21 protein-coding genes and 1 tRNA gene are annotated in these 24889 nt (G+C 69.4%); 16 read left to right on the forward strand and 6 right to left on the reverse strand.

All coding sequences use genetic code 11. From position 1 onward, the window contains the following. Nucleotides 1-25 precede the first annotated feature (25 nt). Nucleotides 26-1111 (reverse strand): hypothetical protein, encoded by a 1086-nt coding sequence (locus tag I6B53_RS00810; protein WP_216764405.1) that lies wholly within the window; start codon nt 1109-1111, stop codon nt 26-28. 84 nt (nt 1112-1195) lie between these two features. Here I6B53_RS00810 and I6B53_RS00815 point away from each other — a divergent pair, with 84 nt between their 5' ends. Continuing rightward, nucleotides 1196-2023 (forward strand): hypothetical protein, encoded by an 828-nt coding sequence (locus I6B53_RS00815; RefSeq protein ID WP_216764406.1) that lies wholly within the window; start codon nt 1196-1198, stop codon nt 2021-2023. Between the two features lie 20 nt (nt 2024-2043). Here I6B53_RS00815 and I6B53_RS00820 read toward each other — a convergent pair whose 3' ends face one another. Further along, nucleotides 2044-2844 (reverse strand): HAD family phosphatase, encoded by an 801-nt coding sequence (locus I6B53_RS00820; protein WP_216764407.1) that lies wholly within the window; start codon nt 2842-2844, stop codon nt 2044-2046. A 175-nt stretch (nt 2845-3019) separates the two neighbouring features. Between I6B53_RS00820 and I6B53_RS00825 the strand changes: the two genes are divergently transcribed. From I6B53_RS00825 to I6B53_RS00850, 6 genes are all read left to right on the forward strand, one after another. Next, on the forward strand, nt 3020-4042 hold the full coding sequence (locus I6B53_RS00825) for a hypothetical protein (RefSeq protein ID WP_216764408.1): 1023 nt from the start codon (nt 3020-3022) through the stop codon (nt 4040-4042). After that, on the forward strand, nt 4039-5319 hold the full coding sequence (locus I6B53_RS00830; RefSeq protein WP_216764409.1) for a TadA family conjugal transfer-associated ATPase: 1281 nt from the start codon (nt 4039-4041) through the stop codon (nt 5317-5319). Before I6B53_RS00825 ends, I6B53_RS00830 begins: the two co-directional genes overlap by 4 nt. Further along, nucleotides 5316-6608, forward strand: a complete 1293-nt coding sequence (locus tag I6B53_RS00835) for a type II secretion system F family protein (protein WP_216764411.1) — start codon at nt 5316-5318, stop codon at nt 6606-6608. Before I6B53_RS00830 ends, I6B53_RS00835 begins: the two co-directional genes overlap by 4 nt. A 187-nt stretch (nt 6609-6795) precedes the next feature. Beyond that, entirely contained in the window at nt 6796-7071 is a 276-nt protein-coding gene (locus tag I6B53_RS00840) for a DUF4244 domain-containing protein (protein ID WP_253953906.1), read from the forward strand. 35 nt (nt 7072-7106) lie between these two features. After that, nucleotides 7107-7433 (forward strand): hypothetical protein, encoded by a 327-nt coding sequence (locus tag I6B53_RS00845; protein ID WP_216764413.1) that lies wholly within the window; start codon nt 7107-7109, stop codon nt 7431-7433. Continuing rightward, nucleotides 7430-7828, forward strand: coding sequence for an Rv3654c family TadE-like protein (locus I6B53_RS00850; RefSeq protein ID WP_253953907.1), 399 nt, complete (start codon nt 7430-7432; stop codon nt 7826-7828). Before I6B53_RS00845 ends, I6B53_RS00850 begins: the two co-directional genes overlap by 4 nt. Before the next feature lie 263 nt (nt 7829-8091). On the opposite strand, the gene I6B53_RS00855 is transcribed toward I6B53_RS00850, so the two are convergent. The 3 genes from I6B53_RS00855 to I6B53_RS00865 are packed head-to-tail and all read right to left on the reverse strand — an operon-like array spanning nt 8092 to nt 11749. Beyond that, nucleotides 8092-10725 carry a DEAD/DEAH box helicase gene (locus I6B53_RS00855; RefSeq protein WP_216764414.1) on the reverse strand — a complete coding sequence of 878 codons (2634 nt, stop codon included), beginning with the start codon at nt 10723-10725 and terminating at the stop codon, nt 8092-8094. Further along, entirely contained in the window at nt 10719-11324 is a 606-nt protein-coding gene (locus I6B53_RS00860; protein ID WP_367880386.1) for a YbjN domain-containing protein, read from the reverse strand. The genes I6B53_RS00855 and I6B53_RS00860 overlap by 7 nt, the downstream gene beginning before the upstream one ends. Continuing rightward, entirely contained in the window at nt 11321-11749 is a 429-nt protein-coding gene (locus tag I6B53_RS00865) for a YbjN domain-containing protein (RefSeq protein WP_253953908.1), read from the reverse strand. Before I6B53_RS00865 ends, I6B53_RS00860 begins: the two co-directional genes overlap by 4 nt. A gap of 372 nt (nt 11750-12121) precedes the next feature. Here I6B53_RS00865 and I6B53_RS00870 point away from each other — a divergent pair, with 372 nt between their 5' ends. From I6B53_RS00870 to I6B53_RS00890, 5 genes are all read left to right on the forward strand, one after another. Continuing rightward, on the forward strand, nt 12122-13252 hold the full coding sequence (locus tag I6B53_RS00870) for a phosphatase PAP2 family protein (RefSeq protein WP_216764416.1): 1131 nt from the start codon (nt 12122-12124) through the stop codon (nt 13250-13252). Between the two features lie 494 nt (nt 13253-13746). Continuing rightward, nucleotides 13747-15588 (forward strand): ribonucleoside triphosphate reductase, encoded by a 1842-nt coding sequence (locus I6B53_RS00875; protein WP_253954047.1) that lies wholly within the window; start codon nt 13747-13749, stop codon nt 15586-15588. A gap of 65 nt (nt 15589-15653) precedes the next feature. After that, nucleotides 15654-16340 (forward strand): anaerobic ribonucleoside-triphosphate reductase activating protein, encoded by a 687-nt coding sequence (locus I6B53_RS00880; RefSeq protein WP_216765263.1) that lies wholly within the window; start codon nt 15654-15656, stop codon nt 16338-16340. 117 nt (nt 16341-16457) lie between these two features. Continuing rightward, a complete protein-coding gene (locus I6B53_RS00885; RefSeq protein ID WP_216764418.1) occupies nt 16458-17684 on the forward strand; it encodes a hypothetical protein in 1227 nt (408 codons plus the stop codon). A 109-nt stretch (nt 17685-17793) separates the two neighbouring features. Continuing rightward, nucleotides 17794-18450, forward strand: a complete 657-nt coding sequence (locus I6B53_RS00890) for a LytR C-terminal domain-containing protein (RefSeq protein WP_216764419.1) — start codon at nt 17794-17796, stop codon at nt 18448-18450. A 29-nt stretch (nt 18451-18479) separates the two neighbouring features. On the opposite strand, the gene I6B53_RS00895 is transcribed toward I6B53_RS00890, so the two are convergent. Continuing rightward, on the reverse strand, nt 18480-19856 hold the full coding sequence (locus I6B53_RS00895; protein WP_216764420.1) for a uracil-xanthine permease family protein: 1377 nt from the start codon (nt 19854-19856) through the stop codon (nt 18480-18482). 173 nt (nt 19857-20029) lie between these two features. Between I6B53_RS00895 and I6B53_RS00900 the strand changes: the two genes are divergently transcribed. The 4 genes from I6B53_RS00900 to I6B53_RS00915 all read left to right on the forward strand — a co-directional run bounded on the left by I6B53_RS00900 (nt 20030) and on the right by I6B53_RS00915 (nt 24769). Beyond that, complete coding sequence (locus I6B53_RS00900; RefSeq protein ID WP_216764422.1) at nt 20030-20461, forward strand: hypothetical protein; 432 nt, start codon at nt 20030-20032, stop codon at nt 20459-20461. Nucleotides 20462-20534: 73 nt separating this feature from the next. Beyond that, nucleotides 20535-21290, forward strand: a complete 756-nt coding sequence (locus I6B53_RS00905; protein ID WP_216764423.1) for a glutamine amidotransferase — start codon at nt 20535-20537, stop codon at nt 21288-21290. 109 nt (nt 21291-21399) lie between these two features. Beyond that, nucleotides 21400-21484: transfer RNA gene (locus I6B53_RS00910), tRNA-Ser, on the forward strand. Between the two features lie 270 nt (nt 21485-21754). Beyond that, the gene (locus I6B53_RS00915) at nt 21755-24769 is read left to right on the forward strand and encodes an SdrD B-like domain-containing protein (protein ID WP_216764425.1); all 3015 of its coding nucleotides are present in this window, start codon (nt 21755-21757) and stop codon (nt 24767-24769) included. The last annotated feature ends 120 nt before the right edge of the window (nt 24770-24889 follow it).

The raw sequence follows: 24889 nt of genomic DNA on the forward strand, positions 1-24889 counted from the left end.
CCGGTGGGGGAGTTCGCGCAGCGGTTCAGGAGGGTTCGCCCCCGTCCTCGGCGACCGCGATCACCTCTCCCACAGGCGCGCCCTGCGGAGGCGCCTCGCCGACGAAAACGGCCTCCTCCTCGGACTCGAACGGGGGCGCCGGCGCGTCCTCGGCAGGGTCCTCGTCAACCGGAAGCCACTTCCTTCTGGCCCAGTGCACCCCCAAGGTCGATGACCCCAGCACCATTCCGAGCAAGGCGATGATCGGGGCCGCCAAGGAGACCTGGGTCGTGGTCGTGTCCCCCGGGGCGACGACCCGACCACTGAGGGTCGCCCACACGGGAAGGAAGAGGTAGGCGGGCAAGGTCATGAGGGCCCAGCCCGCCAACTGCGGCCCGAAGAGCGACCACCGGGCCGTCAGGGCAACCAGCCCCAGGGTCACCGCGCAGAAGATCGCGAAGGCGACATCCGTTTGATGTCCCACCAGCAGTCCCGACATGCCTTGCGCCGCCACGCGGGTGGCGTCGGCAGGGGCCATGTGGATCAGCACGAAGAACACCAGCACCGTCATCGGCACGACACAGGTCGCCACCAGGGCCCTGATCCACTGGTGCATGCTGGGTCTTTCCTTGCTGCTCAAACTGCGCCTCAGCTTGCCCGAACGTCCGGCTCTGTGGGTCAGCCACACCGCGAAGGCACTGCCCGTGAGAATCGTCGTGGTGATCAACGGGTGCAGGGACCAGACCGCAGGAGTGGCCAGGTCCTCGCGAGAAACGGGAATCGTGAACAGGCCCGGGATCGACAGGAGCCCGCGCCACTGCAACAACCCGATCGGCACCGAGCAGGCTGCGGCGACGAACAGGCCGGACGAACTCAGGTCGCAGTTGACGGCGATGAGGGTGAGCAGGACGGCCCCCAGGGCCATCCCGATCATCCCTTCGACCGAGGCCAAGGGAAGCCCGGTCGCCGTGCGCGCCGCGATGTCATCCATCGACGAGCCCATGAGGACCAGGGCCACCGGAGAAAAGGTCAAGGCGAACAGGCCCGAGCGGAACTCCGGGGACCTGCGAAGGCGCACGGTGACGGGATGCACGGCGGGCCCGAGACGCTTCGGTGCGGAGGAGTCGGACATGTCTCAAGTTTCGCACCCCCTGCCACACCTGCGCACCGCGCGGCATCCTTCCCGCCCGGGCCGGGCCGGACATAGTGTGGTCGTGTGACGATCGACGCCTTGGCCGACCCGCCCCTCGACGTCCTGGCCCGGGCGGCGCAAGACCCTCGGGTGCACGCAGCCTTCGACGAGGTCGCCGCCGCCTGCGTGCGCCTGCGCTTCCACGAAGGGTTGCGACGCGGCTGGCAGGAAGCGCGTGCCGAAGCCGCTGTCCGCGAAGCCGCAGCCCTGTCGCTGGTCGAAGGGGCGCGTACGAGCGTCGACGACCTGCGGGCGATGACGATGGACCAGGAAGGTCGCCCGCGCGACCCGGCCTCGTCACTGGCAGTGGGCATCTGGCGCGCCCAGTGGGGGCTGGCCTGCTCCATGGCTCCCCTGAACACGCGCACTCCGACCCGCGCCATGCGACGCCCCCTGCCCTGGCTGGTCGCCGGCGTCCACAGGGACGTGTGCTCCGCCCTCGTCGAGGACGGACATCTGCCGACCGACCGTGTGGCCATTGCCGCGGACCCGGCCCACCTTGCCGCCGCCATGCGCATCCTGGGAGCGCCCCTGCCCGCCACCGCCACCGCGGCGGCGCTGGTCGCCCACTTCCGTTTCAGGCAGGTCTTCGCTCCGGGCTCGGCCGTGGTCGGATCGTCGCTGGCCAGGTGGGTTTTGGTGGATCGTGGGGTCGACCCGACCGGCGTCCTGGTCCCCACGGTGGCCGATGCGACCGACCCTGCCACGGCCAGCAGGGAGCTGGCCGGGTGGGTCGGCGGTGGCGTCGAGGGTGTCGCCCGGTGGTACCTCCACGTGTGCCGCACCCTGCTCATGGGTGTTCGCGAAGGCGAGGACGTGGCCCTGCACGTCCAGGCGGGTTCGCTCGGCTGAGGGCAGGTCCGGGCGCCGCTTCAGCGCCCTCGTCTGCGTGAGAGGAGCCACCAGAGGCCCGCTGCCAGACCCACGGAGGCCAGCAGGCCGGCGACGGGCACGGCCACCTGGCGCATGCGGGGTTTGACCCTTTCGGTGCGACGGAAGGTGAGGATCTGCCATCCGTGTTCCCTGGCGTGGGAGTCGAGATCCTTGTCGGGATTGACCGCAACGGGGTGGCCGACGATCTCCAGCAGAGGCAGGTCGGTGACCGAGTCGGAGTACGCCCAGCATTCGTCCAGGTCCCAGCCCATTTCGGCGGCGAGTTCCGCACAGGCGCGCGCCTTGTTCTCCGCGTAGTCGTAGTGGGTGACCTCGCCCGTGTAGTGCCCGTCCTGGTCGATCTCGGCGATGGAACCGATGGCGTGGTCGGCGCCGAGCACCTGGGCGACGGGACGGACGATCTCCTCCACCGACGCCGAGGCGATGACGACGGCGCGCCCTTCGGCCTTGTGGCGGGCGATTTCGTCCAGGGCTCCCGAGTAGCACACGGGCGGGATCGACGTGGTGACGGCCTCGGTGACCACCTCCTCCAGGCGCACGGCGTCCCAGCCGCGGGCCAAGGCGCCCAAGGACTTCGCCATGCGTTGCATGCGCCCGTCGTCGGCCCCTGCGATGAGGTAGGGCAGGTGCAGCAGGACCCCCATGGCCAGGTCGCGCCGGGTGAGGATCCCGGCGCGCAACAGATCGTCTCGCAGGGCCATCGACGAGGCCGTGGCGATGAGCGTCTTGTCCAGGTCGAAGAAGGCGGCCGACGCGCAGGGACGACCGATCATGCTCATGCCGCTGGTCTCCTTTCGCATTGTTGCAGGTGTCAGTGGTGGACGCCGTCGTCATCCACAGGCTGTGGCGCTGCGACCAGTCTTCCACAGACACCCTCCTCGTGTGTGGCGCACCCGGGGCGAGGGGATGTGGGGTGGAGGGATGGGAGATGCGGAATGGGGGAAGGAGTTGTCCGTGCCGGTCCGCTGGTGCGGACTGGCCCCTGACGAGGTCGACGCCGTCGAGCGTCTGGCGGGTCTGGTGGGCGTCGGCCTGGCCCCGGGGCCTCCGTGGGCGGGGTGCGTGCTGGCTCTGGCAGGGGTCGAAGCGGATCTCGGGTCGCGCCAGGACGGGGAAGGCGGGCAGGACAGCGGCGCGTACCTCCCGGAGGGCACCGCGCTGCTGAGGATCGGCCCGGGTGGGCACCTGCGTCTGCCCGAGGAGGAGCGCGCCCTCCTGGACGTCCTCGTCGCCGCGAGCGGGAAGGCGCCGGGATCGGAAGGCAGGGGGCAACACCCCGTGGTGCTCGTCGCCACGTGGTCGTGGACGTGCGACGGGGCGCGCCTGGCCCGTGACCTCGCCCGAAGCGCAGGCGCCGTCCTCGTCGACGCGACCGGAATCGGGCCTCGACACCTTCCTGTCGACGTCGGCCGGGGAGTGCGCTGGGCGCAGCTGCGAGAGGCGGAGCGTTCCTTCCCGCCTGAGATCGTCGACCAGTTTCCGCAGGTGGACGGGGTGAAGGTCCTCGGTGCGGATGCGCGCGGGGGAGTCCTTGCCGACGACCCGCTCCTCGCGGCCCTCGTCGAGTCGGTGTCCGCCGTGGTCCCAGTGGTGGTGGACGCGGGCCGCTGGGACGAGCGGGCGGCGCGCTGCAGGTCCGCGCAGGTGGTCGTGCTCACAGGCGCCGCCGGCCGGGCCGACACCGCCCAGGCCTGCGCCGCCCTGCTCGCCTGGGGCGTTCCCGATGCGCTGGCAGTGGTCACCCAGGGGCGCCGTTGGCCCGCCTTCGAGCAGCATGTGGCCGCTCTCGTCGCCGACCACGCCACCGGGCGGGGGATCGCCGCCCAGGACCTCCACTGGGAACGAATCCTGGCTCCGGACGCCGGAGCCGAGGGCCACCCGGTCGCGCCGCCGCCCGTGTGGAGGCAGGCGCGCAGCCCTTCGGGGCGAAGGCGGCTCGCGGCGCGGGTGTGGCAATGGGCGGAGGAACACGCATGACATGGCGGACTCCTCGGCTCGCGCAGGCCGCTCCGACGGGATCGGGCCAGGCTGAAGGATTGCGTGCGCTTGCCTCCACCGGCCGCCCCGGCCCACGAGAGCACGGCCGGGCCGCCCGCTCGGGGGCCAGACCCGGAGCCGGACACGACGAACTGGTTGACGACCTGGACAGGCTCGACGCCCTCGCGGCCGGCGTCGGACCCCGTATTGCGCAGCTCCTGGCCGACCCGGCGGTCACGGACGTCCTCGTCAACGGGGTCGACACGTGGGTGGATCGGGGTGACGGCCTGTGCAGGGTGTCCCTTGAGCTCGGGGACGAGGACGAAGTGCGTGCACTCGCGGTGCGCATGGCCGCCGCCTGCGGCAGGCGGCTGGATGACGCGGCACCGGTCGTCGACGGCACCCTGCCCGCCGGGGTGCGGCTGCACGCCGTCCTACCACCCGTCTCCGCCAGCGGCACGCTGGTCTCCCTGCGCACCAGCGCGCGCAAGCCGCTCGGCCTTGAGGACCTGGTGGAACGGGACACCGTCCACCCGCTGCTCGCCCGGGTCCTGGCCGCCTTGGTGCGAGGGCGGGCGAACCTGCTGGTCTCGGGTGCGACAGGGGCCGGCAAGACGACTCTGCTCAGCGCCCTCCTTGCACTGGTGCCGCCCGACCAGCGGATCATCTGCATCGAGGAGGCCAGCGAGTTGCACCCGCGTCACCCTCATGTCGTCTCCTTGCAGGAGAGGCGCCCGAATGTGCAGGGCGCCGGAGGTGTGTGCCTGTCCGACCTTGTCAGGGCCGCAATGCGCATGAGGCCAGATCGCCTGGTCCTGGGCGAGTGCCGGGGTGCGGAGGTCCGCGACGTCCTGACCGCCCTGAACACCGGGCACGAGGGCGGGATGGCGACGGTCCACGCGAACACCGTGGAGGCGGTGCCCGCGCGCCTGCTGGCCTTGGGAGCCTTGGCGGGCATGGACGAGGGTGCCCTGGCCGCCCAGGCGGTGGCGGCCCTGGATGCGATTGTGCAGATCAGACGATTCAGTGGGGATGCTGCCTCCAGCGGCGAAGGGACGAGGCGCCGGGTGAGTCAGGTCGGAGTGCTCATCCGCCGGGGTGCTCATCTCGAATGCGTGCCCGCATTGCAGATCGACCACGACATGGTCATGCGACCCGGCCCCGGCTTCGAATGCTTCCTCGCGCGCTCACAGGGGTGGCTGGCAGGAATCCTCGACCCGGCCGACGCGCCGTGGGAGGGGAAACGGCGGAGGGGAGTTGCAGGTGAGGGGCGATGAGTGGTGCGGACGGATCCTGGTGGACGGCCCTGTCCGGCCAGGTCGGGGCTCCCAGTGGCCCGATCCTGGCCCTACTGGCCCTGTCCGTGACACTGGTCTGCCTGCTTCCGGCCATTGACCTTGCAGGGTACTCGGCGGCGCTGGACAGGTGGGTGGATGGCGCGCGGGGGGATGCCCAGGCGGGTGCCGGCCCGGGTGCTGGTGGCACGCGGGAAAGTGCGGCGGGCACCCGGCAACGAGGGCGACACCGCGCACCACCCGACGGGGCCGCCTTGTCCCTGCTGGTCACTGAGGTGGCCTCGCGCCTGGAATCCGGCGCGCCCGTGGAGGCCGCGTGGCGCGAGTCGTGGGAACGCGCAGGGGCCGCACCCGCCTTCACGACGGTGCGTGCCGGTGTGCCCGAGGTCGTCGAGGAGTTGGCGCATTGCCCGCTGCTCCGGCAGGTGCGGGGATGGGCGGAGTTCGTGCGCTGGTGGCGCTCTCGCACGTGGCGTGGGCGCGAGGCGATGTCGGCGGCGCGCGCCCTGCGGGCGGCATGTGTTCTCACCCACGAGTTGGGTGCTCCTTTGGCGTCGGTGCTCACCACTGTGGCCGAAGGGATCGACGAGGCGGAGGTCGCAGCCGATGCGCGTCGAGTGGCGGCCAGCGGGCCCGCGACATCGGCGCGCACGCTCACGGCCATGCCGTTCCTCGGCCTGGTGGGGGCGCAGGTGCTGGATGCCGACCCTGTGGGCTTCCTCTTCGACGGGTCGGTGGGGACACTGTGCCTTGTCGTGGGGGTGGGGTGCGTCCTGGCAGGGCACGGGGTCTCACAGTTCCTGTTGCGCAGGGCTGCGGCCGTGTCGGGTGAGCCTGGGATCGACCGGGCCCTCCTGTGCGACTTGGCGGCGGCGGGCCTGGAGGCCGGGGCTTCGGTGCCCTCCGTGCTGGAGGCCCTGGGTGGGGCGGCGCAGGTGGACAACCTTGCGCGGGCCGGCAGGCAGGTGCGTCTGGGTGCGTCGTGGGCCCAGGCGTGGCAGGGGGTGCATCCGGGGGCCGCGGACCTGGGTCGCGCCCTGGAGGCGGCGTGGGCGGACGGGATCTCGCCGGTGTCGTTGCTGGGCAGGACCGCAGCACAGGTGCGTGCCCGTCGGGCTGCGGAGGCGCGTGTGGAGGCCGAAAGACTCGGAGTGCGTCTGGTCCTGCCCCTGGGGGTGTTCCTGCTGCCCGCCTTCGTTTTGCTGGGGGTGGCCCCGGTCCTGGCCCACCTGGGCGCCGACACCCTCTCCTCCCCCCTCTTCTCCCCGTGAGATTCGTCCGTGAGCCTGTGGACGACGGCGACGACCCGACCTTGTGCACAGGTGCACTCACGCGGATTGCTCCCGTCCACAGGCAGGAAGGAGCCCTCTGGCCCCTGGATCCAGCCACCCGCAAGGCTGTGTGCATCGGCGTCACAGTGGCGTCGGATTCGAGGAAGAACGCACAGGGGGAGGACCCATGGGAACGAAGGAACAGTTGGAGATGGCGGCCATGGTCGCCGCAGAGGACATGCGTCGCTGGGCGCAGGAACATGCGGAGGCACTGGCTGCGCGCCGGCGTCGAAGGGCATCTCCGGCACCGGGCGGTGACCCGGAAGAAGGCTCGACCACGGTCGAGTACGCGATCGGCGCAGTCGCCGCCGCAGGCTTCGCCGGTCTGCTGCTGGTGATCCTCAAGTCCGGGGCGGTCAAGTCCGCCCTGCAGGGGATCATCGAGAGGGCGTTGTCACTGTGAATCGGCCAGCGACGGACGAGGGCGAGGCCGGTTCGGTGAGCGTCGAGATGGCCGTGGGCACCGTCTCGGTCGCCCTCGTCCTTGCCCTCGTCGTCGGCCTGGTGGGAGCGGGCGTTGTCCGTTCCGAGGCGTGCAGAGCCGCCCGGGACGCAGCCCGGGAGGCGTCGGTCGGGGGCCCGGACCCCACCGGAGTCGCCCTGCGGGTGCTCGGGCCGCACGCGGCCAGCGCTTCGGTGTCCGTGAGTGGCGCAGATCGGTGGGTGAGTGTGGATGTGAGTGTTCCGGTGTCGGTCCTCGGCTTGGGCGCGGTCGGCCAGGCTCGGTGCCAAGCGAGGACGCTGCTCGAACAGGCAGTGCCGTGAGAGCGGCAGGTGTCGAGCCGCCCCGGGACGAGACCGTGCAGGGTGACGAGGGCGGGTCCGGCACCGTCATGGTCGTGGGGGTGCTCGCCGCAGCCCTGACCCTGGCCACGGTCCTGGTGGGCGTGAGCCAGGCGAATGCCGCCCAGGTTCGAGCGGCCGCGGTGGCGGACCTGGCGGCTCTGGCCGGTGGCGACGTTGCGGTGGTCGCCCTGTGGGAGGACGTGGGGGACAAGCCGTGCGAGCGCTCGCGCCAAGTGGCATCGGCCAATGGTGCGCTGGTGGTGGGCTGCTCCGTGGTGGGGCAGGATCTGCTGGTCGAGGTCCGTGTGGGCGCCCAGGTCCTGGGGGTTCCCTACGAGGTCCGTGCCCGGGCGAGGGCGGGGCCCGAGGAGTGAGGCCAGGGCGTGGGGCCGACGGTGTGGCTCACGCCCCCGTGGACGCCATGAGGGGCCGACCCGAAGGCCGGCCCCTCATGACATCCCATCAACACAGTGCACGTTCTCCGAATGAATCCCTTTCCCGGTTCGCCCCCTCGGTGGGGCGGAACCTCACGTTCTCGATGGACACAAAGATAGGAGGTGATTCTTGGGGCTTCATCGATCTTGACTGGGAATTGTCTGGGAAATCGAGGACCCCGTGGTCCGGGCCCGTGTCCCGCTCACTGCGGGCGGTGCGAGTCGAGGAACCCCAACAGCGCCACGGCACCCGACTTGGACAACGGCTCGTTCCCATTTCCGCACTTGGGGGACTGGACGCACCGCGGGCAGCCGTCCTGGCACGGGCACTTCGCCACCGCCTCCAGGGTCGAGTGCACCCACTCGGCCATGCGGTCGAATCCGACCCGCGCATGCCCGGCGCCTCCGCGGAAGGCGTCATGGACGAAGACGGTGGGCGCCCCCGTGTCCTCGTGCATGGGTGTCGACAGACCTCCAAGGTCCCAGCGGTCGCATGTGGCCAGCAGGGGCAGCATTGCGATCGAGGCGTGTTCTGCGGCGTGCAGGGCGCCGGGGGCCTCGGCCTCGTCGACGCCGATCGAGGAGAGTGCGCCCTGTCCGAGGACGTACCACGTCGCCATGGTCGGCAGCGTGTGCGTGGGCAGCGAGAGCTCCTGGTTGCGGATGAACTCCAGGCCGGGCAGGCGCAACAGGTCGAAGTCGGTGACCCGTGTGGCCACCTCGACCGGGCCGTGGTACCAGGCCAGGGCGCCGTCCGCGCTGGTCCACGAGTCCTCGACCCCGAGGATGCTGACCGACACATGCTGTTTGGCGCGCGTGCGCAGGCGGGTGCGGACCTCCTCGACGGTGGCGACGCGCTGGCGAGAGGCGGCGCTGCCCGGGTCGACCAGCAGCGGCAGCGAGCCGGAGCGGTCGACGGCCGGCACGGGGGTGGCCCTTGGCCGGGTGACCTCCCGCGAAGGCCCTTCCGTCAGCGCCGACAGGGACAGGACGTGGTAGGTGCGACCCTGGTGGACGTAGATCGCGTCGGGGAACACGTGCGCATCGGCCGAAGCGTTGTCGATGGTGCCGATGACGGTGCCGCTGTGCGCCTCGACGATCTGCACGTCCCCGCCCGAGCCGCGCAGGTCGGTGAGGTCGCCGGCCCGCTCGGCGCGGGTGGCGTCCCAGAACCATCCACGAGGGCGTCTGCGCAGCAGCCCTTGGTCGGTGAGCGAATCGAGGAGGTCACGCGCCTTGGCCAGCAACAAGGGCGAGGCCCCGGCCAGGTCCGCGAGGTCGGCTCCACCGTCCACATCCGGGTCGGTCAGGGGGAATTCGGCGGCCGCCGCACACAGGTGCGGGGCCAGGACCCACGGATTCGACGGGTCGGTGACGGCGGCTTCGACCTCGCCGAGGATCTCCTCGGGGTGGTGGACCAGGTAGGTGTCCAGGGGGTTCTCCGAGGCGACGAGGACGGAGACGCCTTCGGCGCCCGCGCGACCGGCACGGCCGACCTGCTGCCACAGGGAGGCTCGTGTGCCCGGCCATCCCGCGGTCACGGTGGCGTCCAGTCCGGACACGTCCAGTCCCAGTTCCAGTGCTGAGGTCGTGGCCACGGCCCGCAGGTCACCGCCCCTCAGGGCGGCTTCGAGGGCCCGGCGTTCTTCGGGCAGGTAGCCGCCGCGGTAGGCGGCGACCCTTCCTGCCAGAGGAGAGGCGTGTGCGGCCAGCCGGTCGTGCACCTGGGCGGCCACGGCCTCCGCACCGGCACGCGAACGGACGAAGGTGAGGACGCGGGCCCCGGCCTCGACCAGCGCGGAGGTGAGGATCGCGGACTCGCTGGAGGCGGACAGGCGCCGCACCGGCGCCATGAGGACGGCAGGCGCGCCACCCGCAGTACCGGGTCCGCCCGGCTGGTCGCTGCGCGCTGCCTCCAGGGCAGAAAGGAAGGACTCGATGTCGACCTGGTCCTCGTCGTGGACCACACGCCCCTGCCACAGGGCCAAGGTGCGCCTGCCCTGCGGGGAGGTGTCACGATCCACCGCGACAACCCCGGGCCGCCCCGTCATGGCCTGGCCGACCACGGCCGGGTCGCGCACCGTGGCCGAGAGCATGACCACGCCGGGGGTGGCGCCCAGACGCCGGGCGATGCGCAGCAGGCGACGAAGGACCAGGGAGATGTGACTGCCCGTGACTCCGCGCCAGTGGTGCAATTCGTCCACGACGATCCACCGCAGTGAGGCGAGGAATCGGGTCCATCTCTCGTGTCCGGGCAGCATGACGTGGTGGAGGAAGTCCGGGTTGGTCAGGAGCAGGTCCGCGTTGGCGCGCGCCCAGTCCTTGGCTTCTCGGCTCGTGTCGCCGTCGGCTGTCGAGGCGCGCACCGAACGCAGGGGGTTGGGGCGCGAAGGGACGTCCGGCGCGGCTCGCAGCAGACGCTCCAAGGACGCGAACTGGTCTGCCGCCAGCGCCTTCGTGGGTGAGATGTACAGGCAGGTGGGTCGTCTCCTGATGGCGGAGATCCTGCCGGTCTCCTCGCAGTCGACAAGGTCGGTCAGGATCGGCGTCCACGCGGCCAAGGACTTGCCGGAGCCGGTGCCGGTGGCCAGCACCACGTCGTGGCCGGCGCGGGCCGCCTCGAGGGCCTCGACCTGGTGCGCCCAAGGGCGCTCGACCCCTCGGGCCCGCCAGGCGGCGGCGACCTCGTCGGGGACCCAGGCGGGCCAGTCGGCGGTCTCACCCGGGCGGGCGGGGATCTGGTGCAGGCGGACCAGACGGTCGTCTCCGGATGAGAGGAGGCGCAGGACCTCGACGAGGGCGGGGGTGTCGGCGGTGGGGGACTCCCCGCTCACCACCGGGCTCCGTGGGGCGCCGACGGGGCAGCGGAATGCGGGGCCGATGGCACCTCGCCCGAAAGCGGCCTCCCCCCGGCAGTCGACACCTTGTCGGAAGTGGACGTCGGCTCGGTCGGACGAGGTTTGAGGACCGGCAGTTCCAGGGTCTGGTGGGCCGCCTCCTTCATGTAGTCGATGGCACTGATCCCCGTGGCGATTCCCGCGCGCAGGTTCTCACGCAGCTGCTCGTCGGAGATCCCCGCCAGGGTGTCCACGACGAAATCCGCGCACACCTGCACTGTTGCCAGCTCGGAGACCAGCCAGTAGATCGTCGGGAAGTACTTTTCGCGGTTCCAACTGTCCGCGGCGGCGATCATCCACCGCGAGGTCTCGGCCGGGTCCATGTCGGTTTCCCAGATGGCCCGCACGGACAGGAAACGGTGGGAGGCGTCGATGTTCACCAGGAAAGGCACCTGTTCGACGACGGCCCCCAGGGCGCGTCCGGGCACCAACACGTCAGCGGCGACTCCCAGCGAGATGAGCGTCCGCTGGGCGCGGTCCAGGTCGGCGGGCCATGGGGTGGAGGTGTCCTCGGGTACTGGGTGAAGGGTGTTCATCATCCGGCGCCCCCGTCCTGCCAGGTCACCATCTGTGGGTTGAGGGTCTCCAGCTCGGTGAAGAAGCTCATGATCATCTCCAGCGAGGTTTCACAGAAGGTGTCCATCTGCTCCTGGGTGAGTCCGGCGGAGGTGATGACATTGCATTCGGCGCTCAGACCGTAGGAGGTGCCGTCCTGGAAGGGCAGCAGGTAGGCCTTCGGGCCACTGCGTGTGGAGTTGCACCGGGCGACGGCCTCGACCAGGGCCTCGAAGGAGTCGGAGTCCTCGGCTCGACCGCGCCATTGCGCCCTGACCTGCAAGATGTTCGGATTCTCAAGGTTCCAGAAGTACAGGGCGTTGAGGGTGGGGACGATGAGTTGCCCGTCCTCGGCACCGAAGCGCAGGTCGTGTCCGGTCAGTAGTCTCTCCAGACGCGCTGGGCTCACGGGTGTCGGGATTGACACATGACCTCCCGGGGTCGGACGAGCAAGTGCGCTTCCACTGTAGTTGACCTGTTCCTGCGGGGCGCGGCGGGGCTCGCGCCGGGTGTCGGGCGGATGGCCCAAGGGTGACGGTGAGCCGATGGTTGGTGCGCGAGGAGGGCGGGGCATTGCAGGTCGTTGCCGCCTGGTGGGGTTCTGCCAGGAGAGAACCGGGGCGTCCGGTGATCGGGTCTGCGGACGCCTGCGGATCAAGGCCAGTACAGTTGTGCGTGTCGTACTCGTCGGCCGCTCGCGGTCCCGCTGTGCGTGACGTGCATGAGGCGCCGCACGGGTGCGCATGACGCCGGATCGAGAACCGATGGGAGGGCGAGACAGGTGGCTGGCGACGACGACCCCACACTCGACCTGCCCGAGGGATTCGGCGTGAGGGCGCGCGAGTCCTCGCGCGCCGAGGGAAGCTCCCGCAGGCCAAGGTCGACCCCGTCGCAGGACGAGGACAGCGGGACCCGGGTTCTTCCCGAGGACGCCCCGCCCTCGTCAACGGGCAGGACCCGTGGCCCCTCACGGTCCCGCGGCTCCTCCACCGGCACACCCCGGTCCGGCTCCCGAACGACGCCGCCCTCCGGCGCGACGCAAGCCCCGCAGGTCCCTGAGGACTACGGGGTGCGGTTGCAGAGGCGGATCGGAGGCGCACTGGTGTGCGTGGTGGCGGCCGCGTTCGTCTCGTGGATCGCCGTGCTCACCGTGTGGGGGCAGGGCGCGGACACGCTGGTCATGGAGGCGGTCATCGAGTCCCTCCCGGCGGGTGAGCGCTTCGGTGAGCTCATGATGGGTCTGGTCTCGCCCTGGTCACTGCCGGTCATCGCGCTGGTCGTGCTCGGCATCGCGGTGGCCCGTCGGCGGGCCACGCTGGCCGGGCGGGCGATCGGCATGGTCGTCGCCGCCAACGTCACCACCCAGGTCCTCAAGTGCCTGCTCGAACGCCCTGACCTGGGTGTGACCACATTCGTCTCGAACTCCCTGCCTTCGGGACATGTGACCGTCTCGGCCTCAATGTGTCTGGCGCTGGTGGTCGTCGCGCCTGCGGGGATGCGTGGGGTGGCCTCGTGGTTCGCGTGGATCTGGACGACGGCCACGGGTGTGGCGGTCATGGTGTCGGCATGGCATCGTCTGGCCGATGTGCTGGTCGCCGTGCTGGTCACCGGCGCGTGGGCGCTTGCCCTGACTCCGCTGGAGTCTCGCACCCGTTACGCGGTCGTCATGCAGAAGGTCATGTCGATGATCGTCTTCGCCTGCGCGGGTCTGGCCCTCGTGTCCGGAGCGGTCGCCCTGTTCGCCCTGGACCCGATGGCGGTGTCCATGCCGGGGGCCTCCGGCTACGGTTTCGCCGAGTTCCTCGCCCAGGACCCGGTGCGCTCCCACCTGCTGGCCGCCTCCGGTGTGCTGTTGGTCGCCGCAGTCACGGGCATCGTCGTGGCCTCTGTGGACCGTCTCTGTCGTGACTGAGCCGGTCGCGATCGGCTTCCGTGCGGCGGCCCCGCCCTCGTGCCGATCTGCGGACACCCTCGCATCGGAGGAGGCGGCCATGACCTTTCACGACACCGCCGGTGGCACCCACCCGGAGAGAGTGGACCGGTACGACTCATGACACGCAGGGGCTCCGAACATGGCACCCCGCGATCACTAGATGTAGGGTTGATCCGTCTCGCACGCCACTATATATAGTGGTCAGGATTCGACCGGCCGGGCGTCGGCCCCGACCTCGTCGCCGAGGTGCGCCCGACAACCGAAGATGGCACCAACCGCCCAGATGTGGGCGCAGGTGCCCCCGGGTGTCGGGCATCGCCCTCGTACGAATTCTGACCACACGGACCTCGGGGCCGCAGTGAAGCCCCCAGGGCCTGGAAGGAGCAATGATGGACCCCCGCCCCACCACCCTCGACACCCCGATCCGTGACTCCCGAAGCAGCGAGGCGGCCCCGTCCTCGTCCTTGGGCCACATGGTCGACGTGGTCGCCACGGTGGAGGAGTACCTGGACCGCTCCGACTGGCGCGTCAACGCCAACGCCAACCAGGGCTACTCGCTGGGAGGTCTCATCCTCAACGCCGCCGGCAAGATGACCGCCAACTACTGGCTCGAACGCGTCTTCACCCCCGAGGCCGGTCGGGCCCACCGCGAAGGCGACATCCACATCCACGACCTCGACATGTTCGCCGGCTACTGCGCCGGATGGTCCCTCAAACGTCTCATCCAGGAGGGCTTCAACGGCGTGCCCGGAGCAATCGCCTCGGCCCCGCCCAAACACTTCTCCTCCGCGTGCGGGCAGATCGTCAACTTCTTGGGCACCCTGCAGAACGAATGGGCCGGCGCCCAGGCATTCAGCTCCTTCGACACCTACATGGCGCCATTCGTGCGACTGGACCACATGAGCCACGAGGACGTGGTCCAGTGCCTGCAGGAGATGATCCACAACCTCAACGTCCCCAGCCGCTGGGGCAGCCAGTGCCCCTTCACGAACCTCACCTTCGACTGGACCTGCCCCGCCGACCTTGCCGACGAGCATCCCCTCATCGGGGACGAGGTCGTCGACTTCACCTACGGGGAGCTGCAGGCCGAGATGGACATGGTCAACGCGGCATTCATCGAGGTCATGAGTGGCGGTGACGCGGACGGGCGCGTCTTCACCTTCCCCATCCCCACCTACAACATGACCCGCGACTTCGACTGGGACAGCCCCAACGCCCAGGCACTGTTCGCCATGACCGCCAAGTACGGCCTCCCCTACTTCCAGAACTTCATCAACTCCGACCTGGACCCCGGAATGATCCGCTCCATGTGCTGCCGACTGCAGCTGGACCTGCGCGAACTGCTCAAGCGTGGCAACGGCCTGTTCGGCTCGGCGGAACTGACCGGCTCCATCGGCGTCGTCACCTTGAACATGGCGCGCCTGGGACACCTGCACAAGGGGGACCTGGACGGCCTGCGTGCGCGCATGGACCAGCTGATCGACATCGCTTCGGGAGTGCTGGAGCTCAAGCGTGAGGTCATCGGACACCACATCGACACCGGATTGTTCCCCTACACGCGCCGTTACCTGGGCAGCCTGGACAACCACTTCAGCACCATCGGCGTCAACGGCATGAACGAGATGGTTCGCAACTTCTCCGACGACCAGTACGACATCACCGACCCGCGCGGCTTCGACATGGTCGCCGACCTGCTGGACCACGTGCGCGACCGCATGGTCCAACTGCAGGAGGCCACCGGGCACATGTACAACCTGGAGGCCACCCCCGCCGAAGGCACCACCTACCGTTTCGCCAAGGAGGACCGCAAGCGCTTCGCCGACATCCTCCAGGCGGGCACCGCCGACCAGCCCTACTACACGAACTCCTCGCAGCTGCCGGTGGGCTTCACCGACGACCCCTTCGAGGCGTTGGAGCGTCAGGAGGTCCTGCAGGGCAAGTACACGGGAGGCACCGTCCTGCACCTGTACATGGGTGAGGCCATGTCCTCGGGTGAGGCCTGCAAGCAGATGGTCAAGCGCTCGCTGACCGCTTTCAAGGTCCCCTACATCACGATCACGCCGACCTTCAGCATCTGCCCGGTGCACGGATACCTGGCGGGCGAACACGTCCACTGCGACAAGTGTGCTGCCGCCCACCCCGAGCGCGAACCCGTCGAGTGCGAGGTCTGGACCCGCGTCATGGGCTACTTCCGGCCGGTGTCCAGCTTCAATGTGGGAAAGAAGGGCGAGTACGCCGAACGTGTGATGTTCGACGAGGCCGCCGCCGACGCCCACGGTGAGCTGGTCAGTGCGTTCCCGCCGGTGGCCGGGTGAGCCCTGAGGTTCGCTTCCCGCGACACAACGCCCCCGAGGACCTGCAGATCGCAGGGCTTGCCCCCATGTCGGGAGTCGACTGGCCCGGCAAGCTGGTGGCCACCGTGTTCTGCCAAGGCTGCCCGTGGGCCTGTCCCTACTGCCACAACCACGCGATCATCGACCCGCGCATCCCCGGGGTCGTGGCCTGGGGGTCGGTGGAGGAACTGCTGGGACGGCGCCATGGGCTGCTTGACGGGGTCGTCTTCTCCGGCGGGGAGGCGACTCGCCAAGTGGCGCTGGGGGCGGCCATGGCGCGTGTGCGCGAGATGGGCTTCCTTGTCGGCCTGCACACGGCGGGCCCGTATCCTGGGCGCCTGTCCGACCTGGTGGGGCGTGGTTTGATCGACTGGGTGGGTATTGACGTCAAGGCCCTGCCCGGCCCCTCCTACGAGGGCGAGGCGGGTCGGCCGGGTGCGGGGGAAAGGGCTTGGGAGTCCTTGGGGGTGGTCCTTTCCCACCTGCAGGTCGACCATGAGGTGCGGCTGACCGTCCACCCGAATGGTCCGGGACTTGCGGAGGGTCTGGAGGTCGCCCGACGGGTGCGTGCCCTGGGGGCTCGCGTCTTCGCCCTGCAGCAGGCCCGCCCCACGGGGGCGCCCACCGGATTCGTCGCCGACGCACCCGGGTGGGACGAACAGGTCAGGGACTTGGCGGACAGGATCGAGGCCCTGGACTTCGAGACCTTCGTGTTCCGCGGCGCAACCGCCTGAGGCGCCTGCCAGTGGTGCGGGCGGCTGAGGAACCACTCACACCCCCGGGGCGCGGCCCACGTGACGGCGATATCGTTGTTCGTACTTGCAACGATCCATGAAAGGTGCGCCAACGCTATGGCCAACACTCAGGACCCCCGGGGGACCGGGCTGGCGGCTGCGGCATCGAATCCGGCGACCGACGCGGCGACCCTGCGAGAGATCGCCTACCACTACCCGCATCTGCGTCCGGTGGTGGCAGCCCACGAGAACGCCTACCCGGGTCTGCTCCAGTGGCTGGCCTCCCTGCAGGACCCCGCTGTCGACGCCGCGCTTGCCGCACGAGCCTCGCGGCAGGCCAACCCCGCCGGCCCCCAGACCCTTCCGGGTGCCGCCACCGAGCAGCTTCCTGCGGCCGTGGCGCCCCAAGTGGGACAGCCTCCCGTGGTCCAACGTGTCTCGCGCATTCCGCACTCCCCGGACCCGACCCCGTGGTCCGAAACGCCGGCCGCAGGATTCGGTGAGTCCGGTGCGGATGCCGCCGGAGGCGGTGTTGCCGCAGTCGGTGCCTCGGGATCCGGTGCGGCCGGGGTCGGTGCATTCGGGACGGGACCGGCTTTCGCTCCCGCCCGCGCCGACGCCGTGCATTCGACGCAGACCAGCCAATGGTCCGGTGGTGGCTGGGATTCCTTGGCCTCGTCGGCCGCCGCGGATCCTGACAGTGCCACCGAGGCCTCCAGGCGCGGAGGTTCGATGTTCCTGTGGGCGGTCCTTGGCGTCCTCGTCATCGCCGCCGTGGTGTTGGTCACCTTGGTCTACATGGCATTCACCGGTCAACTGGGGGGCGGCACCGATCCCGGGCCGAAACCCGGCCAGGAGCAGCCGGCCCCCAGCGTCAGCCAGTCCAGCGCCCCCGACCCGCAGCAGTCGGATGCTGCCGATGAGATCAAGTACCCGGCGCCAAGCGGGGCGCACGAGACCGAATCCTTCATGTCGCCCTCGAAGAACATCACCTGCTTCCTCAACGGCAACGAGGGCGGCGAGCAGAGCCTCGTGTGCACGATCGGCACGCAGGAATGGGCCAAGAGCAACTCTCCTGCCTGCCAGGGAGGCGGCTCGTCCAGCTTGGTCCTGTTGAACTCCGGTGCCGGGCTGGCCTGCCAGCAGGGGGGCCAAGGCGCTGACCAGACTCCTGCGGTCCTGCCCTACGGCGAATACGCGCATGTGGGGCCCTACGCCTGCCAGTCCACCCAGGACGGGGTCTCGTGCTGGGACACGCGTTCAGGTGCGGCCATGGCTCTGGCCAAGGGCGGATGGATGAAGGGCGAGGGCGGAATGATCCCCGTCCAGGAATTCTCCTGGTGAGACGGGGGCCCTCCTGTCGACGTCGAGGCGGCCTCGTGTCCGGGTCCCTCGCATTCGAATGCCTCGCCGGCATGTGACCGAGCGCGCCACGTCGAGTAGGTTGGAGATCGTGAGTCAGCAGTCCGAATCCCAGAGTCCGCGCGAACGGTTCCGTCGGGAACGCATGCGCAAACAGAGCGTGACCTTTCTCGTGGCCTTCGGCATCCTTTCGGCGATGGTCGGCTCCGGTCTGCTGGGACTCCAGGGGATCCTTCCCCTGCCTTTCCCCGACCAGTTCACTGCGGACGTCAAGTACGCCGAGGTCGGCGACACCCCGTGTCCCACGCCCGGCGCTCTGCCGTCGAATCCGGCCGACGTGCGCGTCCAGGTGCTGAACTCGACCTCCCGGCAGGGCCTTGCCAAGGTGGCCACCGACATGTTGGTCTCCGCCGGTTACAAGCCCTTGGAGGCCGGCAACTCCAGCCCCGAGTACCCGGGACGGATCCTCATCCAGTCGGGTCCTGCCGCGGTCGATGACGCGTACACGGTGGCCCGCCTGTTCCCCCGCTCGAAGGTGGCCCTGACAGCGGGTACCGACAAGACCGTGACCGTCGAGTTGGGCACCTTCTACGCGGGCGCCGTCTCGGCCGAGGAACTGGCCAAGGCGACGAAGGACACCAGTGCCCTGAAGGGTCCTGAGACCTGCCTGCCGTTGAACGAGCAGGATGCGGCGGCCGGCCAGTCCGGCCAGTCGGGGGCCCAGTCGGGCTCACAGTCCGGCAACTGAACCGGGGGCGGTCCGGCGCGCCGCGGCAGTCATTCCGCTTCGGCGGTTCCCGCCCTGTGCCGGGTCGAGTAGGCCTCCCCTTCCAGTTCGGAGCCGGCAGGGGCCGAGGCCGGAGAGGCCTGCTCCAGGTAGGTGCCGCGGACCTTCGAGATCGCCTTCATCACGTGGTAGATGACGATGGCCGCAGCCGTGCCCAGGGCGATGCCGCCGAAGGTGGGGTTGTCCGACTTGACCGGCCAGGAGAATCCGGCGATGGCCACCACCAGTGAGACCGCCGCCGTGTTGAGGTTGACCGGGTTGGAGAAGTCCACCCGGTTCTGGACCCAGATGCGCACACCCAGCATGCCGATCATGCCGTACAGGACCGTGCCGGCCCCGCCCAGGACCCCGGGAGGAATGGTGGCGATGGCCGCGCCGAACTTCGGCATCATCGACAGGGCCAGGCCGAAGGCGGCGGCCACCAGGTAGGCGGCGGTGGAGTAGACGCGGGTCGCCGCCATGACGCCGATGTTCTCCGCGTAGGTCGTCGTGCCCGAACCGCCGCCCGCACCGGCCAGCATCGTGGAGACCCCGTCTGCGATCAGGGCGCGCCCGGTCAGGCCGTCAAGGTTCTCGCCCGTCATGGCCGACACGGACTTCACATGACCGACGTTCTCGGCGACCAGGACGAAGACCACCGGCAGGAACAGCCCCAACACAGATGGGTCGAAGGCCGGCGTGTGGAACTCGGGCAGGCCGATCCATGCGGCTTTGTCGATGGCGGAGAAGTCGACCTCGTCCTGGATGACGGCCGCCACATAGCCGATGAGGACACCCACGAGGATCGACAGTCGGCCGATGATGCCCTTGAACAGAACGGTCACCAGGCAGATCGCAATGATGGTGACCAGGGCCGTCACAGGCCCTTCCTTGACGTTGTTCCACGCGGCGGGCGCCAGGTTCAACCCGATGAGGGCCACGATGGCGCCCGTGACGACCGGCGGCATGAGGGCATCGATCCAGCGCACTCCGGCGAAGTGGACGACCAGGCCCACCACGGCCAGGGTCGCGCCGGTGGCGATGACGCCGCCCAGGGCGTGGCCGGCGCCCAGGGTCTGCGAGACGGCCGTGATTGGCGCGATGAGCGCGAAGGAGGACCCCAGGTAGCTGGGCAGGCGTCCGGCGGTGATGAGGAAGAACAACAGCGTGCCGACCGCGCTGAAGAACAGGGTGGTCGAGGGCGGGAAGCCCGTGAGCAGCGGGACCAGGAAGGTGGCGCCGAACATGGCGACGACGTGTTGGGCGCCGATGCCGATGGTGCGCGGCCAGGACAGGCGCTCACCGGCGGCGACGACCTCGCCCGGCGGGATGTGGGTGCCGTCCCCGTGGAGTTTCCAGGTCAGCATTCCGGACGGGCTGTTGCTCATGCGAGCTCTCCGATCAGTTGATGGGCGTGGCCGATGAACCGGTCGGAATCTCAGGGTACCGTGTGCGCGAGGGCGCCCTGCCCGCCCACGCGGATGTCGGGCGATGGTGCTTGTGACATGCTTGACGAGCCGCACCCTGGTCAGCAGGGCCCGGTACCGAAAGGGAGGATCACGTGGCGAACAGTGAGGTCCCACCCGCACAGGCGACAGCGGGCGCTCCGATCCAGGCACCGGGTGCGGCCCGGCGTGGCATCGGAGACGGTTTCGCGCGTGCAGGTGCCTCCGGAGGTGGCTCCGGGCAGCCCTCTGGCGGCTTGTTCCCGGGTACTGAGGACATCGACCCTTCCCGCGTGTTCGCCGGTCCCGGCTATTGGAGCCCTCCGGCTCCGAGGAATCCTCTGGCGACAACCACTTTGTGGTTGACGGTCCTGTTCATCTTCTTGCCGCCTTTGCTGGTCCTCAGTGCCGGCATGGGGGGAGTCGCCCTGTTCCAGTCGGTCTCCCGTGGGGGCGTGGGTCGCCGTCAATCCCTCGCCGCCATCATCATCAGCGCCGTGTGCCTGCTGTTGTGGATCTTGATCTACCTGGTCCTCCGCCACCTGTGACCGGAGGCCGCCTGATGTTGACCTGGGACCATCGGGACATGCTCCCTACCGATTCTTTGCTTACCCTTGAAACATGAAACCTTTCCTGCTTGTCTCCACCCGCCCCGAGGACGAGGCCCTGGACGCCGAATACCAGACCTTCCTCAAGGTCACGCGCCTGGAGGAGTCGGAGCTCGAACAACTGCGCCTGGACATGCTGGGCCTGCCCGAGGTCGACGTGCGGGACTACCGCGGCGTCCTCGTCGCCGGATCCCCCTACGGCACGACCACGCCCGCCGCGCGCAAGTCCGCCACCCAGGTGCGCACCGAGCAGGAACTGGTCCACATCTTCGACGACCTCCGACACCATGAGGTGCCCTGCCTGACCACCGGATTCGGCACTGAGGTCGCCGCACTCACCGGTGGCGGAGTGGTCTCGCGCAAGTGGCGCGAAGGCCCGGGAATGGTTGACATCCTCCTGACCCCGCAGGGGCGCCACGATCCGCTGCTCGACGGATTCCCCGCCGAGTTCCATGCCTATGTCGACCACCGGGAGGCGGTCGAGGAAGTGCCCGAGGGGGCGGTGGTCCTCGCCGGGTCCATCTCCTGCCCGGCGCAGGTGATTCGACTGGACCGGCGCATCTGGGCCACCCAGTTCAACCCGGAGCTGGACTCCGACGCCATCAACGGACGCCTGCAGGCATTCGAGGATGCGGGCTACCCGGGGACCGACGACATCGAGTCGCTGCTCCTCGTCGGACGTCACGGGTCCTGCGAACACCAAGCCGGCCAGTTGGTCCGCAACTTCCTTCGCATGTGCACCCAAGGGGATTTCGCCCGCCGGGATTGACGAGGGCGGGGCCGGTGAGCCAACCCACGTGCTGGCGAACCCCGCGAGTTGGCGCAGGAGGCGTGCCAGCGTATAAGCTGTCCCGGCACGTCGCTCACGCGAGTGCACCGGAGGATTCGCCTAGTGGCCTATGGCGCACGCTTGGAAAGCGTGTTGGGTGCAAGCCCTCGGGGGTTCGAATCCCCCATCCTCCGCAGCGGGAAGTCCCAGGACGTCGAGTCGGTGTCCTGGGACTTCTTCGTGCTCGTGGGGCGAGTGCGGTCGCATTGTCGCTTCGGTCGGCAACCGCAGCCCGCCCTGTGCGTCCATGCCGCTCGGGGCTCGTCGCAAGGCGGTCCTGGCCGACCAGCCGGGGTAGTACCATGTACGCAATGTGCGAGTAAGTGTCCCTGCATCGCACAACCTGCGGTTGCTTTCCCGACGTTCCGCACATCCCGTCACACTCACCTCCGAGAGGACACGACATGCACAGGGCGTTTGCCTGCGACTCGACACTGCGCATGCGAATCGTCGCGCTCATCGGACTCGCCCTCGTGGCCGTCCTCACGGGTGTCGCCTCCCTTGCTCCCGCCTTCGCCGAAGTGAACTCCAAGGTGGTCGTGGCCAATGTGAAGCCGGCCGCTGCTGGGGACGCGGACGCCACCAAGCAGATCTTCGTGTGGGATGCGGCGCAGCTCACCTTCGACTGGGACGCCACCGAAGCCGCCGCTGTCGCAGGAGACTCGTTCCGGGTCGTCTTCGCTCCCCACTTCCGTGCGGTCAACCGCGAGAAGCTGCCAATGGAGGTCAACACCGCCGGTGGCCAGGTGTCAGTCGGTCAGTGCGCCGTGTCCTGGGAGGATGTCTCCTGCACCTTCGACGAGGGTCTGACCAAGGCTGTGGAGACGGGGGCCAAGGCGACCCTGAAAGGATCGATCTTCGTCAAGGTCGAGGCCGTGAAACCCACGGAGGGTCCCACGGCGCCGATGGTTGTCAACGGGGAGAGCACGGAGGTTCCCCTGCCCAGCGGAAAGCCGATCGTCCCGTCTCCCTACTACCAGTGGGGATTCGGTACGGACCTGCTCACCATCACGCGGGTGGGTCAGACGAACAACGTGTGGGCCGTCGCTCTGCCCACTGACCTTCTGGCCCAGAAGGTCGAAGGATTCACCACAGATGGTTCCGTGTCCACTCTGCGTGTCCATGCGCAACTGGGCGAGGGTCAGGTCTTCGACCTGTCGGATCCGACAATGCTGCGCCTGAACACCTGGCAGACGGCCGCACCCGGGGTTCCGCCCCGTACCCGCCTCATGAACCTGTCGGGCTACCGCCACCAGTATGCGAAGGACTGGACCTTCGCCGCCCAGGTCAACCCGGACGGATCCCTGGACGTCGAGGCCACCGGTGCCTTCCCCCCGTCGACGAACCTCACTTTGCAGCTGCCGATCACCTTCGTCGGTGGCGCCCAGGCGGGTTTGAAGTACACGAACACCGTCTCGATCGAAGGGTCCTCACTCAAGACCACTGCAACCGAGTGGTACACGGGCGCTGCTGAGGCCACCCCGCAGATGGCCCCCGGCCAAGGCACCTTCAAGGTGCGCACCTTCATCACCGGCAACGGCGCCTACCTGGTGCCCAACGCCCACCCCTTCGACGTGGACGTCACCATGGTTCTGCCGCGTCGTGCAGACTCCTACACGCCGGCGTGGGTCGCCCCCAAGGGCTTCACCATCGGCGAGGACGCAGTGACGGTCACCGGAAGCATGCGAGTTCTGCTGGGAAGCGACGTCCTTGTCGACCCGCTGGTCACCGTGCCGGCAGGTACCCGCGTGACTCTGACCGACAAGGTGCGCCCCTCCTCGACTCCCGCCGGGGTCGCGTGGGAGGCCCCGAGCATGTCGGTGGCCACCACCGACGCCGGCAAGTTCCAGGACACGTGGACCTTCGTCGTCGCGGACCGGAAGGTCACCCAGGTGCATCTGACCACCTCGGCCTCCAAGCTGGCCCTGGTCAGCGTCGGTGATCGCGTCTGGGAGGACCTCGACCGCGACGGCATCCAGGCCGATGCCGAGCTGGAGCCGGGCATCGCGAATGTCCGACTGACCGTCTCGCGATCCGACGGCCTTGCGGTCATGAGTTCGGACGGGACCGAGCGCACGGATCCGACCACGACCACGGATGCTCAAGGCGTCTATCGTTTCACCGACCTGCCGGTCCTTCCGGCGGGCGTGAGCTATGTGGTGTCGGTGGACGCGGCCTCCCTGCCCGCCCACTACGAGCCGACTCCGCAGGATCGTGCCGGAGCCGACCGCGGCAAGGACTCCGACGCCGTCGCAGGCCGGGCGCGTGCGGTGCCCCTGACCTCGGACGGGGACGCCGACATGAGTCTGGACTTCGGCTATGTGCGCAATGAGGCACGGATCGAGGTCGAAACCCGTGTCGGCGAGCGTCCGGACCCGGTCGCCAGGGCCGCCGTGGACGAGGCCGCCGACCCGGACGCATCATCGAGTCCTCAAAGTGGCAGTGGCGCCGAGGGGCCCTACATCGTCCAGGGGTCCGAAGGTGTCACGCTCAATGTCATCGTCACCAATGCCGGCACCGTGGATCTGCATGGTCTGCAGCTGACCAGCGAGACCTTGGCGGGGGAGCCCTTGGGCAACCTCTCATGCGTGGTCGACGGGGTCTCCGTCCCCGCGGGCAAGCTGGACCCCGCGTGGGTGCTTCGCCCGCAGGCCCGTGTGGCCTGCTCTGCGGCGCTTCCGCGCATCACCGCGCCCCACTCCGACAGGGTCACCGTCCGAGCCGTGCCCGCCGGCGGTGGCGAGGCGCTGACGGCCTCCAGCCTGTGGCATGCGCGGCCGGCCCCCTCCGTCGCGGTTGGTGGTCTTGTGTGGAACGACCTTGACCGGGACGGAATCCAGGACGAGGGCGAGCCCGGCATCAAGGGAGTCGGTGTGGCCCTGACTGGCCCGCAGGGCGGACCTGTGACCGACGTGTTCGGGCACGAGGTCGCTGATGCCGTGACCGTCGACAACGGCACCTACGTCTTCGACAAGCTGCCTGCACTGTCTGCCGGTCAGACCTACACGGTGACCGTTGCGACGCCGCAGGGCATGGAGCCGACGATTGCCGGTGCGGGGGATGCGGACAAGGATTCCTCGACCGGTTCGGCCACCTCGCGTTCCCTGTCCGAGGACGGGGCTCGGGACATGTCGCTCGGCTTCGGCTTCGTGGCACCTGCTGCGCCTTCGCCGAGCCCTGCGCCCGCTCCGGCACCTGCGCCTTCGCCGAGCCCGGCGCCCTCGCCGAACCCCGCGCCCGCACCGAAGACCGACCAGCCCGCCCAGGGTCAGGTCCAGCCGGCACCGGAGCGGGCCCAGGGCCAGAAGGCGTCGAAGCTGCCTGTCACCGGGTCCGCCTCCGCCGTCGTCCTGGCGGCAGCCGTGATGGCCGCACTCGCCGGCGGCTTGGTGCTCCTCATGCGTCGCCGCATGCGCTGAGCCCCACGGGCACGGCCTTTTCGTGCGAAAGCGTTGTCCCCCGTCACACCTTGTGTGCCTGTGAAGAATCTCGCTCCGCACATGCGCGCTTGTTCCAGAATTCGCAGGGAATTGATGAGG

The organism is Schaalia sp. 19OD2882 (assembly GCF_018986735.1).
GTDB lineage: Bacteria > Actinomycetota > Actinomycetes > Actinomycetales > Actinomycetaceae > Pauljensenia.